The organism is Nocardia sp. NPDC051321 (assembly GCF_044455225.1).
Lineage (GTDB): Bacteria > Actinomycetota > Actinomycetes > Mycobacteriales > Mycobacteriaceae > Nocardia.
Genome location: NZ_JBITEM010000004.1, coordinates 512718 through 528815 on the forward strand (window position 1 = coordinate 512718; position 16098 = coordinate 528815).

Annotated in this window: 14 protein-coding genes; 9 read left to right on the forward strand and 5 right to left on the reverse strand. The window is 67.0% G+C overall.

Annotation, left to right across the window (positions count from 1 at the left end; genetic code table 11):
- Positions 1 to 151: 151 nt before the first annotated feature.
- Genes ACIA8C_RS12060 through ACIA8C_RS12070 form a run of 3 tightly spaced genes read left to right on the forward strand, consistent with a single transcriptional unit; the run spans position 152 to position 3894 of the window.
- Positions 152 to 409, forward strand: coding sequence for a hypothetical protein (locus ACIA8C_RS12060; RefSeq protein ID WP_397133655.1), 258 nt, complete (start codon positions 152 to 154; stop codon positions 407 to 409).
- Between the two features lie 55 nt (positions 410 to 464).
- Positions 465 to 2330 carry a dynamin family protein gene (locus ACIA8C_RS12065; protein WP_397133839.1) on the forward strand — a complete coding sequence of 622 codons (1866 nt, stop codon included), beginning with the start codon at positions 465 to 467 and terminating at the stop codon, positions 2328 to 2330.
- Positions 2331 to 2358: 28 nt separating this feature from the next.
- Positions 2359 to 3894: a dynamin family protein gene (locus ACIA8C_RS12070; protein WP_397133841.1), complete on the forward strand. Its 1536-nt coding sequence runs from the start codon at positions 2359 to 2361 to the stop codon at positions 3892 to 3894.
- 22 nt (positions 3895 to 3916) lie between these two features.
- Here the strand turns inward: ACIA8C_RS12070 and ACIA8C_RS12075 are convergent, their stop codons facing one another.
- The 4 genes from ACIA8C_RS12075 to ACIA8C_RS12090 all read right to left on the reverse strand — a co-directional run bounded on the left by ACIA8C_RS12075 (position 3917) and on the right by ACIA8C_RS12090 (position 7585).
- Positions 3917 to 4162, reverse strand: coding sequence for a helix-turn-helix domain-containing protein (locus tag ACIA8C_RS12075; protein WP_397133657.1), 246 nt, complete (start codon positions 4160 to 4162; stop codon positions 3917 to 3919).
- A gap of 125 nt (positions 4163 to 4287) precedes the next feature.
- A complete protein-coding gene (locus tag ACIA8C_RS12080) occupies positions 4288 to 5448 on the reverse strand; it encodes a zinc-binding dehydrogenase (protein ID WP_397133659.1) in 1161 nt (386 codons plus the stop codon).
- Positions 5449 to 5568: 120 nt separating this feature from the next.
- Entirely contained in the window at positions 5569 to 5868 is a 300-nt protein-coding gene (locus ACIA8C_RS12085) for a hypothetical protein (RefSeq protein ID WP_397133661.1), read from the reverse strand.
- Between the two features lie 4 nt (positions 5869 to 5872).
- Positions 5873 to 7585 (reverse strand): MFS transporter, encoded by a 1713-nt coding sequence (locus ACIA8C_RS12090; RefSeq protein ID WP_397133663.1) that lies wholly within the window; start codon positions 7583 to 7585, stop codon positions 5873 to 5875.
- A gap of 105 nt (positions 7586 to 7690) precedes the next feature.
- Here ACIA8C_RS12090 and ACIA8C_RS12095 point away from each other — a divergent pair, with 105 nt between their 5' ends.
- Complete coding sequence (locus ACIA8C_RS12095; RefSeq protein WP_397133665.1) at positions 7691 to 8179, forward strand: MarR family winged helix-turn-helix transcriptional regulator; 489 nt, start codon at positions 7691 to 7693, stop codon at positions 8177 to 8179.
- Positions 8180 to 8194: 15 nt separating this feature from the next.
- Here the strand turns inward: ACIA8C_RS12095 and ACIA8C_RS12100 are convergent, their stop codons facing one another.
- A complete protein-coding gene (locus ACIA8C_RS12100; protein WP_397133667.1) occupies positions 8195 to 9796 on the reverse strand; it encodes an FAD-binding oxidoreductase in 1602 nt (533 codons plus the stop codon).
- Positions 9797 to 10149: 353 nt separating this feature from the next.
- Between ACIA8C_RS12100 and dnaK the strand changes: the two genes are divergently transcribed.
- The 5 genes from dnaK (at position 10150) to ACIA8C_RS12125 (ending at position 16037) form a co-directional block, all read left to right on the forward strand.
- Positions 10150 to 11997: a molecular chaperone DnaK gene (gene dnaK / locus ACIA8C_RS12105; protein ID WP_397133669.1), complete on the forward strand. Its 1848-nt coding sequence runs from the start codon at positions 10150 to 10152 to the stop codon at positions 11995 to 11997.
- Positions 11994 to 12704, forward strand: coding sequence for a nucleotide exchange factor GrpE (gene grpE / locus ACIA8C_RS12110; RefSeq protein WP_397133672.1), 711 nt, complete (start codon positions 11994 to 11996; stop codon positions 12702 to 12704). Before dnaK ends, grpE begins: the two co-directional genes overlap by 4 nt.
- A gap of 26 nt (positions 12705 to 12730) precedes the next feature.
- The gene (dnaJ, locus tag ACIA8C_RS12115) at positions 12731 to 13891 is read left to right on the forward strand and encodes a molecular chaperone DnaJ (RefSeq protein WP_397133674.1); all 1161 of its coding nucleotides are present in this window, start codon (positions 12731 to 12733) and stop codon (positions 13889 to 13891) included.
- Positions 13891 to 14298, forward strand: coding sequence for a heat shock protein transcriptional repressor HspR (locus tag ACIA8C_RS12120; protein WP_397133676.1), 408 nt, complete (start codon positions 13891 to 13893; stop codon positions 14296 to 14298). Before dnaJ ends, ACIA8C_RS12120 begins: the two co-directional genes overlap by 1 nt.
- Before the next feature lie 569 nt (positions 14299 to 14867).
- Positions 14868 to 16037, forward strand: a complete 1170-nt coding sequence (locus ACIA8C_RS12125) for an FAD-binding oxidoreductase (RefSeq protein WP_397133678.1) — start codon at positions 14868 to 14870, stop codon at positions 16035 to 16037.
- Positions 16038 to 16098 lie beyond the last annotated feature (61 nt).

The window sequence follows — 16098 nt, forward strand, 5'->3', positions numbered from 1 at the left end:
GGTGGACACCGGTGCGGGACTTGGCGGTTCGCTCGGTGGGACTACCCACGGTGCCGTGGATACCGGTGCCGGACTTGGCGGCTCGCTCGGCGGGACCACGCACGGGGCCATCGATTCCGGCGCGACTCTTGGCGGCACAACTCATGGGGCAGTGGATACTGCTGCGGGACTTGGTGGTTCGGTCGGTGGTACAACGCACGGTGCGGTGGATACCGGTGCCGGGCTGGGCGGAGACGTCGGTTCGACCGCGAACGCCTGGTCGTCACTCGATGTTTCGAATGCGTTCGGGTCGGGGCTGGACAGTACCGCCGGCGCGCACGACACCGGATTGTTCGGCGATAGCCATGCGGGCGCGGATCTGACCGGCAGTGCCGGCGCGGATCTCACCGGCGACGCGATGCTGCACTGATCACGCCGTTACCGCACTGACAATGCCCGTTTCACTGGAAGAGGTCGATACCGCGATGGGGACGCCCGCACCGAACGCCACGCCACCGGCGGTACCACTGCTGTCGGTACTCGGCGAAACCATCGCGGCGGCGCGTGCCGCGGGCCGCAACGATCTGGTCGGCCGCCTCGAAGTGGCGGCCGACCGGGTTCGCGATCCACGGCGGCGCATTGTCATTGCGGGACAACTGGATCAAGGCAAGAGCCGCTTCATCAACGCGCTGCTGAATCTCGAGATCTGCCCGGTGGGTGACGACGTGACCACCACGATCACCACGCTGCTGGCGCACGGCCCCGAGCCGAAGGCGGAGTTGGTGCTGACCGGCCCCGGTGGTGACTCGGGCGGTCCGGAAACCCGAGTCCCGGTGCCGATCAACGAGATCGGCACGATCACCGCGCGATCTCCGATGGCGCAGGGGCGGCGGATCCTGCGCATGGAAATCCAGGTGCCCAACCCCTTGCTGGCCGACGGCATCGTGCTGGTCGACACCCAGGGCGTCGGCGGGCACGGAAGTTCTTACGCAGCAGGGGTGCTGAGTATGGTGCCCGCCGCCGACGCGGTGCTGGTGCTCTCCGACGCGTCCACCGAGCTCACCGAGCCGGAACTCGCGTTCCTGCGGCAGGTGCGCGAACTGTGCCCGACCGTCGCACTACTTGTCACCAAGATCGACCTGTACCCGCACTGGCGCCATGTGCACGAGGCCGACCAGCGCCACCTCGGCAAAGCCGGCCTGGACGTGCCGATCATCGCGGTCTCCTCGCTGCTGCGTAGTCACGCGTTGCGCCTACAGGACCAGCAGCTCGGCCTGGAATCGGGATTCGGTGTGCTCTACCAATTCCTGCGCGATCAGGTAGTGGCGCGCGATCAGCTCGCCACTCGCGGCGCGGTAGCCCGCGATATCCGTTCCGCCGCCGAACATTTGGCGCTCACGCTGGGCAGCGAACTGGTCGCGGTACGGGACCCGGAACGCGGCGCGGCGGCGGTCCGCGAACTGCGGGCCGCGCGGACCTCGGCCGAAGAACTGCACCGCCGCACCGCGGCTTGGCAGACGACCCTCGCCGACGGCATCACCGACCTGGCCGGCGATGTCGACCATGATCTGCGAGAACGGTTGCGTGGCATCACCAGAACCACCGAGGAGTGGATCGACGAGCACGACCCGGGCAGGCACTGGGACAGCATTGCCGAATACCTCACCGGCACCATCGATACGGCGATCGGTGACAACCTGCTGTGGACCCATTCCCGCGCAGTGCAACTCGCGCAGCGGGTCGCCGAGCACTTCACCGAGGCAGGCACCGCCGATCTGCCCGACGTGCGGTCCGATGCGGCCGTCGAGGGCAGTCATGCCTGCGCGGGAACCCTCGCCGACCTCGAGCCCGACATCGGCTTCGGCAGCAAACTGCTGGTCGGCATGCGCGGTTCCTACGGTGGCGTGCTGATGATCGGACTTGCCAGCACCTTCGCCGGACTCGCACTGCTCAACCCGATCTCACTCGGCGCCGGACTCGTGGTGGGCGGCAAGGCTTTCCGGGATGACAAACAGGCCAGGCTGGCCCGGCGGCGCAACGAGGCGAAGGTGGCCGTCCGCCGGTTCGTCGACGACGTGGCGTTCCAGACCGGCAAGGAATCCAAGGACCGGCTGCACCGCATCCATCGCGCGCTGCGTGACCATTATGCCGGGGTGGCCGAGCGGAGCCTGCGGTCGATCGACGATTCGCTGCGCGCGGCGCAGGAGGCGGCGACCATGGCGAACGCCCGCAGAGCCGAGCGTGGCACGGTGCTCGAGCGGCAGCTCCACGTGGTCGCCGAGCTCAGTCGCTACGCCGACGCCATGCAGGCCGCGCTGCCGAGCGCGCCCGTCGGTACGGTGGCCTCGTGAAAATGCGAACGGCGGAGTCGTGAGGCGCGTGGTCGGCGCGGCGCCTGGGATTGTGGCCGAGGCGCATCGGCTGGTCGGTGCGGCGCGCGCCGCGCTGGCGAGCGAACCGCGACCGCGGGCACTGCTCGCGGACTGTGCCGGGCGGCTGGATCAACCGTTGCGGATCGCGCTCGCCGGTTCATTGAAGGCCGGCAAGTCCACGCTGCTCAATTCCCTTGTCGGGCAGGATATCGCGCCGACCGATGCGACCGAATGCACCAGGGTGGTTACCTGGTATCGCTACGGTTCCACCCCGAGCGTGACCGCGCACGCGGGTGACGGGGCCCGCGCCAACGTGGTGGTCCGTCGTGGCGGTGGTACGCACGGACTGACCTTCGACCTGGACCGCCTGAGCTGGAACGCCCCCGCGGCGCGCGAGGTCGATCACCTCGAGGTCGAATGGCCCGCGGCGGCACTCGCCCACACCACGATCATCGATACGCCGGGCACCTCCTCGCTGTCTCGTGAAGTATCGCGGCGCACAGCCCGATTGCTCACGCCTGGTGCGGATATGGAGCAGGCCGAGCAGGGTATCGCGGTTCCTGGCGCCGACGCGGTCGTGTATTTGCTGCGCAGGCTCGACGCCGCCGACGTCCGATTCCTCGAACGGGTAGGCGCCGGAACCGGAGCGGCGCAGGGTGTTTCCGGTCCGCTCGGCGTTGTCGGCGTGGTCTCCAGAGCCGACGAGATCGGCGCAGGCCGCATCGACGCTTTGCATTCGGCGCGCGACGTCGCCACCCGTTTCGCAGGCGAGCTGGAGCGAACGGGTCTGTGCCAGGCCGTGATTCCGGTCGCCGGACTACTCGCGTTCGCCGCGGCCACGCTGCGCCAGCAGGAGTATGCGGCGTTCGAGGCGCTGGCCGGTGTCCCGGTCGACGACCTGAGCACGGCACTGCTGTCCGCGGACCGCTTCGCCCGCCCTGATGTCGCGTTGCCCGTGGCGCCGGAGCTCAGAGCCCAGCTCGCGGAACGGTTCGGTCTGTTCGGCATTCGCATGGCGGTCACGCTGATCAGGCTCGGGGTGCGCGATTCCGCCACGCTGGCAGCGGAATTGACCAACCGCAGCGGCGTAGACGAGCTGCGTTCCGTGCTCGACGTCCAATTCGGCCAGCGCGCCGACCAACTCAAGGCCCACTCCGCCCTCACCGCCCTCGCCCGCGTACTGACCGCCTACCCAGGCAGCGAGGCCGACGCTCTCCTCCCACGCGTACGCACCCTCCTCTCCGACGTACACGGCTTCGCCGAACTTCGCCTGCTCGGCCGCCTCCGCACCGACGAACTGGCCCTGCCACCAACAGATCTCGCCGAACTACACCGCCTCATCGGCGGCTCAGGCATCGCCCCCCACCTCCGCCTAGGCCTCCCCATCGACGCCGCCCCCGCCATGCGGCGAGACCAGGCCATAGCCGCGGTCCGCAAATGGCGCTCCAGAGCCCGCCACCCCCTAGCCGACCAATTCACCACCACCGCCTGCCTAACCGCCGCCCGCAGCGCCGAAGGCACCCTCACCCTCCTCCCCGAATAGGCCCGGTTAGGCGGTGTGGACGTCAAGCGGCAGGGCTGACCGACATCTCCACGTGCAGTCCTGCCGCGGTGATCATGTTGACAAGGGCATCCAAGCTGAACAGATGGACCTTGCCGCGCATGAGGTCGGAAACCCGAGGCTGGGTCACCCCAGTCGTTCGGCCGCAGCGATCTGCGTCCAGCCCTGAGCGGTAATCCGTTCCGTCAGTTCGATCATCAGCCGTGGCCGTAGCCGCATCCCACACGCTGTCGAACGTTTCGTCCGCCATCAGCGCTCTCCTTCCTTGATCTGTGCTACGACCTGCGCTAGCCGCTTCGCCGCGAGGCTCAGATCCGCCGCCGAAGTCTTCTGTGACTTCTTCTGGCGGAATCCGGCCATCTTTGTGGTCGAGCGTCAAGGAGCGGTGGCGGTGCTGGTGGGGTCGATGAGGATTTTGGCGTGGTGGTCGGGGGTGGCGAGGGTGGTGAAGGCGGATTCGATGCCGTTGAGGCCTACGGTGCCGGTGATCAGGGGGGTGGGGTCTACTTTGCCGTTGGCGAGCAGGTGGAGGGTGTCGCGGAATTCGCCGGGGTCGTAGCCGAAGGCGAAGCGGAGTTCGAGTTCTTTGTTGATGGCTATGGCGGGGTGGATGCGGTCGGATTGCATGCAGACGCCGACGACGACTACACGGGAGAGTGGGGGTGCTGCGGTCAGGATCTGGTCGAGAATGCCTGGGACGCCGACGCATTCGAAGATTACGGGGCCGGATGGGCCCGCGTTCAAGGTGTGCGCGAGGCGGAAGATGTACCACCACGGCAGGTTCGGGACGCGGCGCAGGCGGTCCATGGTGTCGAAGCCGAGATCGAGGATGTCGGTGACGCCGTTGATCCGGCCGCGTTTGGGGGTTGCGGTCCAGGGGGAGTCGGTGGCGGGGTCGACGACGACGTCCGCGCCGCACGCGGTCGCGAGTTCCCTACGGCGCGGGGAGAAGTCGCTGGCCACCACGGTACGCACGCCCCCAGCCTTCAACATACTGATCACCGCGAGGCCGATGGGTCCGCAGCCGATCACAAAGGCGTTCTGCCCCTTACCGACTCGCCCTTTGCGGACCGCGTGCCATGCCACCGCCATCGGCTCGGTGAGCGCCGCGTGTTCGGCGGACAACCCGTTCGGCACCGGCATGGTCATCGATTCCTGGACCACCACCTGCTCGGCGTACGCCCCGGGCGCCTCGACCGATAGTCCGGTCAGCTGCGGTTTCGAACCGTGCCGAACGATCGGCAGCGCCACCACGGGTGTGCCCGTCGCCCACCGCTTGCGGCACCCGGGCCCGTAATCGACGACCGTACCGCTGAATTCGTGGCCCAGTACCACGCTCTGATCCGACCGCATGAACGAGTCGTAGCCGGTGGTCACGGCCAACTCGGCCATCTCGTCGGCATGGCTGCGGGCATGCAGGTCGGAACCGCAGATGCCGCAGCGCGCTACGTCGATCAGCAGTTGCCCGCGCCCCGGTACCGGTGTCGGCAGGTCGATGACCTCGAACTTCGAGTTGGTGACGACGGCGGCCCGCATAGTGAACTCCTCGAATCGACAGCGTCTCCCACGCTACTGCGTGCCGCCCGGCAAAACAGCGATCAGACCGCCGCGAGTGCCTACTCGGCATCGCGGCGGTCGCTCGGCGTCCGACGGGATTCACTGCCGCTCGCGCAGGACGGGGAACACCTCCTCCTGGAGGTAGGTTTCGAGGTCGCGCCCCTTGCGGTTGGCTTCGATCACCGAGACGCCGTGCTGCTCGGCCTTCTTGATCAGCAGTGCGCGTGAGTCGCTTTCCACGCCGCCACCGATCAGCAGGAAGTCGACCGGGTCGGTGTCGAGCACCGCGACGGCGTCCTCGTCGGCGAGCACGCCGTGTGCGCTGAAACCTTGGGCTCGTAGCTGGGCGATGCCCGATTCCACCACGCTCGGGCCGCGGCCGATGACCAGGATATCCATGTCCTCATACTCCTATCGGTGTCAGATCCGCTGTTGCGGTATCGGTTTCGAGTGGTTGGAGCTTGGCGTCCTTCGGCAGCGCGAAGAAGCCGAGACACATCAGCAGCAGCATGCCGATGCCGTACCAGAGTGTGTAGTCGAAGGTGTTGGCGAAGTTGGTCGCGTTCGCGTCGGTACCGGCCTCGGTCAGTATCCGGCCGACCTCGTCGCTACCGGCCGGCGCAAGGCAGCTGTCCGGCACCGCGGTCGGATCGATCTGCGCCGATCGATCCTGCACGCAGACACGGAAATTGGCGAGGATCTCGTCCTGCGCGGACAGCGGCAGCCCGGCCACCGCGAGTTCGGCGCGGACCTGCGGGGTCACCGCGGCTACGCCGCGGGCCGAATCATGGTCGAGCTGAGTGAAGAACACGACGCCGACCAGTGCCACGCCGAGCGCGGTGCCGAGCTGTTGCCCGGTATTGAGCAGCCCGGACGCCGCGCCCGCTTCGCCTGCGGGTACTTGGCCGAGGAGCAGGTCGATGGTCGGCGCGACCACCATGCCGAACCCGACACCGGTCACCAGCAGTGGGAAAACCATCTGCCACGAGGCGATCTCGGCGCCGTAGTGTGCCGCGAGCCAGCCGTAGAGGCCGAACCCGAGCGCGTTGACCACGCCACCGGCGATCAGCACCCGCCTGCCGAACCTCGGTGCCAGCAGACCGACCGAAACACCCGCTCCCACACCGGCTCCCACGGCGAAGAACACCGCCGTGAGCCCGGCCCGCATCGGCGACCAGCCGAGCCCGGACTGCATGAACAGCGTCCACACCAGGAAGAACCCGCCGAGCCCGATCCAGAACAGCAGCCAGCTGGCGAGCCCGATCGCGAACGGCCGGGAACGGAACAGGCCGAGGTCGATCAACGGCGACCCGCCGGTCCGCGCTCGCCGCCGTTCGTAGCCGACGAACAATCCGAAGGTCAGCAGCGCAGCGAAGATCATCACGAAAGTCCAAGCGGGCCAACCGAGTCGGCGCCCCTCGGTGATCGGGTAGACCAGCAGCAGCACGGCACCGACGGCCAGCACCATGCCGACCACATCCAGCCGCGGCGGCGTAGTCGAGCGCGAATCCTTCATTACCGCCGCGGCGGCGAACAGCGCGGCAATGCCGACCGGGATATTGACCAGGAAGATCGGCCGCCAGGCCAGCTCGAACAGATCCCACTGCACGAGCAGCCCGCCGAGCGAAAGCCCGACCGCCGACGCGGACCCGCCGACCCCGCTGTACAGCGCGATCGCTTTGGCGCGTTCGTTTTCCGGGAAGGTGACCCGGATGATGGCCAAAATCTGCGGCACCATCAGTCCCGCCATCGCGCCCTGCACGAACCGTGACGTGATGAGCATCGTCGGGTCGGTACTCAGCCCGCAGGCGGCGGACGCGAGGGTGAATCCGGCCATACCGGCGAGGAAGACGCGTTTGCGCCCGTAGATGTCGCCGAGCCGGCCGCCGGTGATCAACACCGCGGCGAACGCGAGCACGTAGGCCGCGACGATCCATTCGATCTGCGAGTACTGGGCCTTCAGGTCGGACTGGATGCTCGGGACGGCGACATTGACGATCGTGACGTCGAGCAGATCCATGAAGCCCGCGGCGAGTACGACCGCGAAGGCGATCCAGCGGCGCGGGTCGAGATCGGTCGGGGTATCGGTATCGGTGGGGTGGAGGTCGTGGTCCACGGCGGCTCTCTTCGACTCGGCGGGTGTCTCCTCAAACTATGCACATGAAGTGATTATCACGCAATAGGACAATCATCATGAGTGCGTTAAAGGTATGCTGTGTGGGTGACCGATCCGAGGTTTCCGCCGCTGTCCGACCAGGCCGCCTTCCTGCTCGGCCAGCTGGGCGCTTACACCAGCGGACGATTCGGGGAGTTGCTGGCGCCGCTGGACATCGGCCCCCGGCACTTCGGCATGCTGCGATTACTGCGCGAACACGACGGGCAGACCCAGCAGCAGTTGGGCGAAACGCTCGGCATTCATCGCAATGTGATGGTCGGGCTCGTCGACGAGTTGGAGAAACGACAGCTCGTGGAGCGACGCAGGCATCCCACCGACCGCCGCGCGCACGCCGTTTATCTGCTGCCCGCCGCGCGTGAGGTATTGACCCGCGCGCAGGAAACAGTGCGCCGTCTGGAGGCCGAGCTGTTCGCCGAACTCGACACCGAGGACCGTGCGACGTTGCTGCGATTACTGCAGCGCACGGCCGCGAGCAACGGATTGCGCCCGGGTATTCATCCCGGACTCACCCACGATCGAATGCGCCCCTGCTGACCGGAGTCCGGTAATTCACAGCAGCACACCAGGATTCAGGATGCCCGCCGGATCGAGCGCGGACTTGGCCGCGCGCAGCGCGAGCGCGAACGGCTCCGGGCGTTGCTTGTCGTACCAGGGCCGGTGGTCCCTGCCCACCGAATGGTGATGCGTGATCGTCCCGCCTTGGGCCGAGAGTGCCTCGGACACAGCCGCTTTGATCTCATCCCACTGCGCGACCGTGCTGCCCCAGCGGCCGGTGGCGTAGATGCCGAAGTACGGTGCAGGCCCGTCCGGGTAGACGTGGGTGAACCGGCAGGTGACCACGCCGGTCGCGCCGACCGCGCGGATCGCGTCGTTCGCCGCGCTGGTCACCGCGGCTCTGAGGCCCTCGAATCTGTCCCAGGTGCAAGCGGTTTCGAAGGTCTCGGTGATCATCGACCGCGCCGCGAGCGCATCGCGCTGGTACGGCATGCGCAGGAACGAGGATCGCCAGGTATCGGCCGTACCGCCGCTGTGCGTGTTCGTCTCCGAATCCGAGTAGCGCACAGGTTCCGGCAACGTGCCCCCGTGTTCGGCGGCGATCTCGACGGCGCGTGCCATCCACGGCTGCGTCGGGTGGTCCGCCGATTCGAAGCCGAGCACCAGCACCCCGCCCGCGGTCGCCGCACCGGCGTTGAGGAACGCCTCGGCTGGATCGAGCAGGCGGCAATTGGTCGGATACAGACCCGACTGCGCGATGACGCGGGTGGCGGCGACCGCCTGGCCGTAGTCGTCGAAGTGCACGGAAGCCGTTGCGCGCCAACGCGGGTGGTCCTGCAGACGCAGCCACGCCTCGGTGATCACGCCGAGCGTGCCCTCGGAGCCGAGGAACATCCGATCCGGCGCCGGCCCCGCGCCGGAACCGGGCAACCGGCGGGATTCGCTGATACCGGCGGGCGTCACCACCCGCATCGACTCCACCAGATCATCGATGTGGGTGTACAGCGTCGCGAAGTGCCCGCCCGCCCGCGTGGCCAGCCAGCCACCGAGCGTGGAGAACTCGAACGACTGCGGAAAATGCCGCAGCGCCAGCTTCGCTTCGCGCAGTTGGTCTTCCAGTGCGGGCCCGAACACACCTGCCTGAATCCGCGCGGCGCGACTGGTGGGATCGATCTCGAGGACGCGGTCGAGCGCGCCGAGATCTAGGCTGATCGCACCGGCGAAATCGCCATCGAGCCGCGGCTCGATCCCGCCGACCACGGAAGTTCCACCGCCGAACGGGATTACGGCGATATTCGCCCGGCTCGCCCAGTCGAGCACGTCGACGATGTCGGTCTCGGTCCGTGGCCGCACGACGAGATCGGGCGGAGTCCGCACCTGGCCGAGCAGATTTCGCACCACATCGCGGAACGCCTGCCCGTGTGCGTGCGCCGCGCGATCGGCGGGATCCGGGGAAGCCAACTCGGCCAGTGCCGCCGGTGCGGCGATCCGAGGCTCGGGCAGCGCGAGCGATTCGATCGTCGGTGGCTCGTGTGGCGTGAGGTCGGCGCCGGGCATGATCGCCGCGACGCGCGCGGTCAGCGCCGCTCGCTCGGCGCCGTGCACCGCGTCCTCGACGTTGCCCCAGCCCCACCATGACCGCGTCTTCGCCGGCACCGTGACTCCTCTCCGCCGGGCTCGCACCCGCCGCGCGAGCTATTGCACCACGGGTGGCCGGGCCGGGTCCGCGCGACGAGAATCATGAAGAGACGAAATTGGTGCCGCCGTTCGGGAATGATCCTCGTCGGTCGGCCGTTGAGCTATTCGACAGTGTTGAGTGTGTCGGACTCAAGTTTGAGTTGACTCCCGGTGATGATTGGGGGCAGGATTGAGCCGACCACGCTCATCGTTGCTGGGGCCGTGCTCCGTCAGGTGCTGGAGCGAGGTCTCGCGGTACAGGGTGACCTGGCCGTAGGGCGACACTCGCCCAGCACCGACACCAATAAGTACGTCAATTAGGAGGAACAACAATGGCTCGTGCGGTCGGAATCGACCTCGGGACCACGAACTCGGTCGTCGCCGTACTCGAAGGCGGAGAACCGGTCGTCGTTGCCAACTCGGAAGGATCGCGCACCACCCCGTCGATCGTCGCCTTCGCGAAGAACGGCGAGGTGCTGGTCGGCCAGCCGGCCAAGAACCAGGCCGTCACCAACGTCGACCGCACCATTCGCTCGGTCAAGCGCCACATCGGCACCGACTGGACCGTCGAGATCGATGGCAAGAAGTACACGCCGCAGGAAATCAGCGCGCGCACGCTCATGAAGCTGAAGCGCGACGCGGAGGCCTACCTCGGTGAGGAGATCACCGACGCGGTCATCACCGTCCCCGCGTACTTCGAGGACGCTCAGCGCCAGGCCACCAAGGAAGCCGGCCAGATCGCCGGCCTGAACGTGCTGCGCATCGTCAACGAGCCCACCGCGGCCGCGCTGGCGTACGGCCTGGACAAGGGCGACAAGGAACAGACCATCCTGGTCTTCGACCTCGGTGGCGGTACCTTCGACGTCTCGCTGCTGGAAATCGGCGAGGGCGTCGTCGAGGTCCGCGCGACCTCCGGTGACAACCACCTCGGTGGTGACGACTGGGACGAGCGCGTGGTGACCTGGCTGGTCGACAAGTTCAAGGCCAGCGCAGGCATCGACCTGACCAAGGACAAGATGGCGCTGCAGCGGCTGCGTGAGGCCGCCGAGAAGGCGAAGATCGAGCTCAGCTCCTCGCAGAGCACCTCGATCAACCTGCCCTACATCACCGTCGACGCGGACAAGAACCCCCTGTTCCTCGACGAGCAGCTGACCCGCGCCGAGTTCCAGAAGATCACCTCGGACCTGCTCGACCGCACCCGTGCGCCGTTCCAGTCCGTGATCAAGGACGCGGGCATCAACGTCGCCGCGATCGACCACGTCGTGCTCGTCGGTGGTTCCACCCGTATGCCCGCCGTCTCCGAGCTGGTCAAGGAGCTGACCGGTGGCCGTGAGCCGAACAAGGGCGTGAACCCGGACGAGGTCGTCGCCGTCGGCGCCGCACTGCAGGCCGGTGTGCTCAAGGGTGAGGTCAAGGACGTCCTGCTGCTCGATGTGACCCCGCTGTCGCTGGGTATCGAGACCAAGGGCGGCGTGATGACCAAGCTCATCGAGCGCAACACCACCATCCCGACCAAGCGCTCGGAGACCTTCACCACGGCTGACGACAACCAGCCTTCGGTGCAGATCCAGGTGTTCCAGGGTGAGCGCGAGATCGCTTCGCACAACAAGCTGCTCGGCTCGTTCGAGCTGACCGGCCTGCCGCCCGCCCCGCGTGGCGTGCCGCAGATCGAGGTCACCTTCGACATCGACGCCAACGGCATCGTGCACGTGACCGCGAAGGACAAGGGCACCGGCAAGGAGAACAAGATCAAGATCCAGGACGGCTCCGGCCTGTCCAAGGAGGAGATCGACCGGATGGTGAAGGACGCCGAGCAGCACGCGTCCGAGGACAAGGCCCGCCGCGAGGAGGCCGAGACCCGCAACCAGGCCGAGTCGCTGGTGCACCAGACCGAGAAGTTCATCAAGGACAACGAGGACAAGGTCCCCGCGGACATCAAGTCCAAGGTGGAGGCGGCCATCGCCGAGGCGAACGAGGCGCTCAAGGGCACCGACATCGCCGCGGTCAAGGCGGCCGTCGAGAAGCTGGCGACCGAGTCGCAGGCGCTCGGCCAGGCGATCTACGAGTCGTCGGCCACCGAGGGCGCCGCGTCCAGCAATGGATCCTCGGCCACCGACGCCGATGACGAGGTCGTTGACGCCGAGGTTGTCGACGAGCCGGTGGACACGGAGAAGAAGTGACCAACGGCAACAATTCGGAGCAGCGCAACTCCGAGCAAGAGCCGGTCACCTTCGTCGACAATCGCAAGATCGACCCCCAGGAGCGAAGCTTGCGTAGCGACCAAGCAGCGCAGACCGGTGAGGTTCGGGAGCCGGCGGCGGACGCCGCCGGCGGCTCCGGCCCGGACGCCGGGAACGACACCGAGTCCATCATCGGCGCGACGCAGGGTGCCGAGCTGCTGGCCGATGCCATCAGCAAGGAACTCGCCGAGCGCACCGCCGACCTGCAGCGGCTGACCGCGGAGTACGCCAACTACCGGCGCCGCGTCGAACGCGACCGCAAGACCGCGATCGACACCGCCAAGGCCGCCGTGGTCACCGAATTGCTCGGTGTGCTCGACGATCTCGATCGGGCGCGGGCGCACGGCGACCTGGACAACGGACCGCTCAAGTCGGTGGCCGACAAGCTGGCCACCGCGCTGCACAAGCAGGGCCTCGAGGAATTCGGTTCGGCGGGTGAGCCTTTCGACCCGACCCTGCACGAGGCCGTGCAGCACGAGGGCTCCGGGCACGACCCGGTGATCGGCATCGTCATGCGCAAGGGCTATCGGTTCGGCGAACGGGTGCTTCGGCACGCGCTGGTCGGGGTAACCGATGGCGTGGCCGATGGGGCCACCACCGACCCGGCCGAGGCATCGGACGCTGATGCCGGCGCGAACAAACAGTAATAAGACGCGAGAGGAGGAGATATCCGGTGAGTCAACGGGAGTGGATCGAAAAGGACTTCTATAAGGAACTGGGTGTCTCCTCCGGCGCCTCGCCGGACGAGATCAAGAAGGCGTACCGCAAGCTCGCACGTGACCTGCATCCGGACGCCAATCCCGGTGATACCAAAGCCGAGGAGCGGTTCAAGACCGTCAGCGAAGCACACGCGGTGCTGTCGGATCCGGCCAAGCGCAAGGAGTACGACGAGACCCGCAAGTTGTTCGCGGGTGGCGGCTATCCACGCGGCGGCGGGTTCACCCCCGGTGCGCCAGGCGGTTTTTCGCAGGACTTCAACATCGGTGACATCTTCGGCGGCGCGAACGCCGGCGACGGTGGCCTCGGTGACCTGCTCGGCGGCCTGTTCAACCGGGGCGGCACCCGCACCACGAGCCGCCCGCGCCGCGGCGCCGACGTAGAGACCGAGACGACACTAGGGTTCCGCGAGGCCGCGCAGGGCGTCACCGTTCCGCTGCGGATGACCAGCCCGTCGCCGTGTACCACGTGTCACGGCAGCGGTGCCAAGCCGGGAACCAGCCCGCGGGTCTGCCCGCACTGCAATGGCACCGGCGTCATCAGCCGCAACCAGGGCGCGTTCGGCTTCAGCGAGCCGTGCGATGACTGCCGGGGCACCGGTTCGATCATCGACGACCCGTGCGTCGACTGTCACGGCAGCGGCATCCAGAACCGCACGCGCACCATCACGGTGCGGATTCCCCCGGGAGTCAGTGACGGACAACGGATTCGGCTGGCCGGTCAGGGCGAGGCGGGCCTGCGTGGCGCACCGTCGGGTGATCTGTTCGTCAGCGTGCACGTCAGCCAGGACAAGGTCTTCGGCCGCAACGGCGACGACCTGACCCTGGTGCTGCCGGTCAGCTACAGCGAATTGGTGCTCGGTACCACGGTGTCCGTGCCCACCCTGGAGGGGCGGGTCGGCGTCAAGGTGCCACCGGGCACCGCGGACGGCCGCATCCTCCGCGTTCGCGGTCGTGGCGTGCCCAAGCGCGGCGGCGGCGCCGGTGACCTGCTGGTCACCGTGAAGGTCGCGGTGCCACAAAAGCTGGATGACAATGCCGCCGAAGCGCTTCGGCGCTTCGCGGAGGCGGAGAAAGCCAGCGGATTCGACCCACGGGCAGGATGGGCAGGTGCTTGATGTCCAATGATCCGAAGCAGGCGGGCGGCGGTTCGTCGCGCGTCGAGTTCTTCATGATCTCGGTGGCGGCCCAGCTGGCGGGCATGCACGCGCAGACCCTGCGCACGTATGACCGTCTGGGACTGGTCACGCCACAACGGACTTCGGGCGGCGGGCGACGCTACTCGGCCAGGGACGTCGAGCTGTTGCGCGAGGTGCAGCGGCTGTCTCAGGACGAGGGCGTCAACCTGGCGGGCATCAAGCGCATCATCGAACTCACCAACCAGGTCGAGGAATTGCAACAGCGCGTCGCCGAACTATCGGGCGAGCTGGATCGATTGCGAGCGGGCTATCGACCCGATCTTTCGCCGCCGCAACGCAGTACCGCACTGGTGGTGTGGCAACCGCGTAATCGCCGTGGTATTTGAGGGATCAGCAGTCCCGCAACAATACTGAATACGGCTAGCTAACTATCGGGCCGCCGGCCTCGGAGAATTGATTGTGCTCCGAGGTCAGCGGCCCGAAGTCGTGCCGGACGCGGGTTTCTGAAGGGTAGCCAACGATAAGCCGAGACTCGGTGTGCGACAGCGCATCGGGGCATCCGATACCGGTCGATAGCCGACTGGTCAGTTTCATCGGGCGCCCTCGTGGCGTGGCGTGCGGTGTGGACTGACTCAGTCGGCCGATCGTCCAGTGATGTTGCCGCACGGTCGCTCTGAGATCGCCGTCGTAGCGAAGACTGCATAACGAGTCTTGCAAATTCAGTGTATCCGTGACTGATTTAAGCCGATTTTTGCGGTCTACCAGTCTGTTTCATAAGCCTTTTGCGCCGCAGGTCCTCGTTTCCGGGGAATTACACGCTTGTTGTTTAAACGGAGGATTCCACTCCTGGCAAACCTCGCCTACACTCCTTGGCAACGGCTGCTGACGAGTGTCCCGCAGCACCTCACTCGCCGGCACAGTTTGTGTTCGAGTGCGAAATGGGGTTGTGACACAAATGGATTCGCGGACTGTCGCTTTGATCAGAACGACGTTCAAGGCGGTTGCTGCGGAGGAAGGGGGGCCGGAGAAATTAGCGAGATCGTTCTACGCGATCCTATTCACCGACTACCCCCAAGTCCGCGATTTCTTTCCAGCAGCCATGGACGCACAGCGAGATCGCCTGGTCAAGGCCATCGCCTATGCCCTTGATCGGCTCGAGGAGCCGAACAAGCTGTTGCCCTTCCTTTCTCAGCTCGGGCGTGATCACCGCAAATACGGTGTGCAGCCCGCGCATTACACGGCGGTCGCGGTCTCGCTGAAGACCGCGATGCAGGTGTACGCGGGCACCGAGATGTGGACCGACGAGGTCGACCGGGCCTGGGACGAGGGCCTGAAGATCATCGGCGACACCATGATCGGCGCGGCGGCGAAGGAAACCACGCCACCGGTCTGGACCGGCACCGTGGTGGAACGCCGCGACGTGCTGCGCAACCTGACCGTGCTGCGGTTGCAACTGGACCAGCCGATGCAATACGCCGCCGGTCAATACCTGAGCGTGCAGATACCGGCCCGGCCGCGGATGTGGCGCTATATGTCGCCCGCGGTGCCCGCGAATGCCAACGGGGAGATCGAGTTTCACGTCCGGAGCGTGCTGGGCGGCTGGGTCAGCTCGGCCATTGTCGGCCAGACCGCCATCGGCGATCAGTGGCTGCTCGGCTCGCCGCTCGGCGGCCTCGGCATCCCGCGCAACACCAAGCGCAAGATGTTGATGGTCGGCTGCGGCACCGGCATCGCGCCGTTGCGCGCCCAGTTGATGGCGATGGCGCAGCGCCGCACCAACCCGAAGGTGCACCTGTTCGTCGGCGGGCATCATCCGTGCGACCTCTACGACCTGGACACGCTGAACAGCCTGGCCGTCGCCAACCGCTGGCTCACCGTAACACCGGTCACCGAACACGACGAAAACCCTTGGTGGTACACCGATTCCAGGGAACTGGCGCCCGCCCACGCGGGCCTGGAGCCGCGGCTGACCGGCCAGATCGGCAAGGTGGTCGCCAGCTTCGGCGCCTGGGCCGACCGGGATGTGCAGATCGTCGGCTCACCCTCGATGGTGCAGACCACCAAGTTCCGCATGATGGCCGCGGGGACGCTCACCAAGAACATCCGCCACGACCCACTGTTCTGACCGGCCGTCCGGGATTTCGACCCCTCCCGTTATCCCGGGCTCAGTCGGAATCCGGTCGCGC

Excerpts from the sequence above, each read along its gene's own strand:
- ACIA8C_RS12120 (WP_397133676.1), top strand. The coding sequence starts at position 13,891 with ATGTCCAATGATCCGAAGCAGGCGGGCGGCGGTTCGTCGCGCGTCGAG.
- ACIA8C_RS12125 (WP_397133678.1), top strand. The coding sequence starts at position 14,868 with ATGGATTCGCGGACTGTCGCTTTGATCAGAACGACGTTCAAGGCGGTT.
- ACIA8C_RS12085 (WP_397133661.1), bottom strand. The coding sequence starts at position 5,868 with ATGGATATCCTGGTCATCGGCCGCGGCCCGAGCGTGGTGGAATCGGGC.
- ACIA8C_RS12080 (WP_397133659.1), bottom strand. The coding sequence starts at position 5,448 with ATGCGGGCCGCCGTCGTCACCAACTCGAAGTTCGAGGTCATCGACCTG.
- ACIA8C_RS12075 (WP_397133657.1), bottom strand. The coding sequence starts at position 4,162 with ATGGCGGACGAAACGTTCGACAGCGTGTGGGATGCGGCTACGGCCACG.
- ACIA8C_RS12065 (WP_397133839.1), top strand. The coding sequence starts at position 465 with ATGGGGACGCCCGCACCGAACGCCACGCCACCGGCGGTACCACTGCTG.
- dnaK (WP_397133669.1), top strand. The coding sequence starts at position 10,150 with ATGGCTCGTGCGGTCGGAATCGACCTCGGGACCACGAACTCGGTCGTC.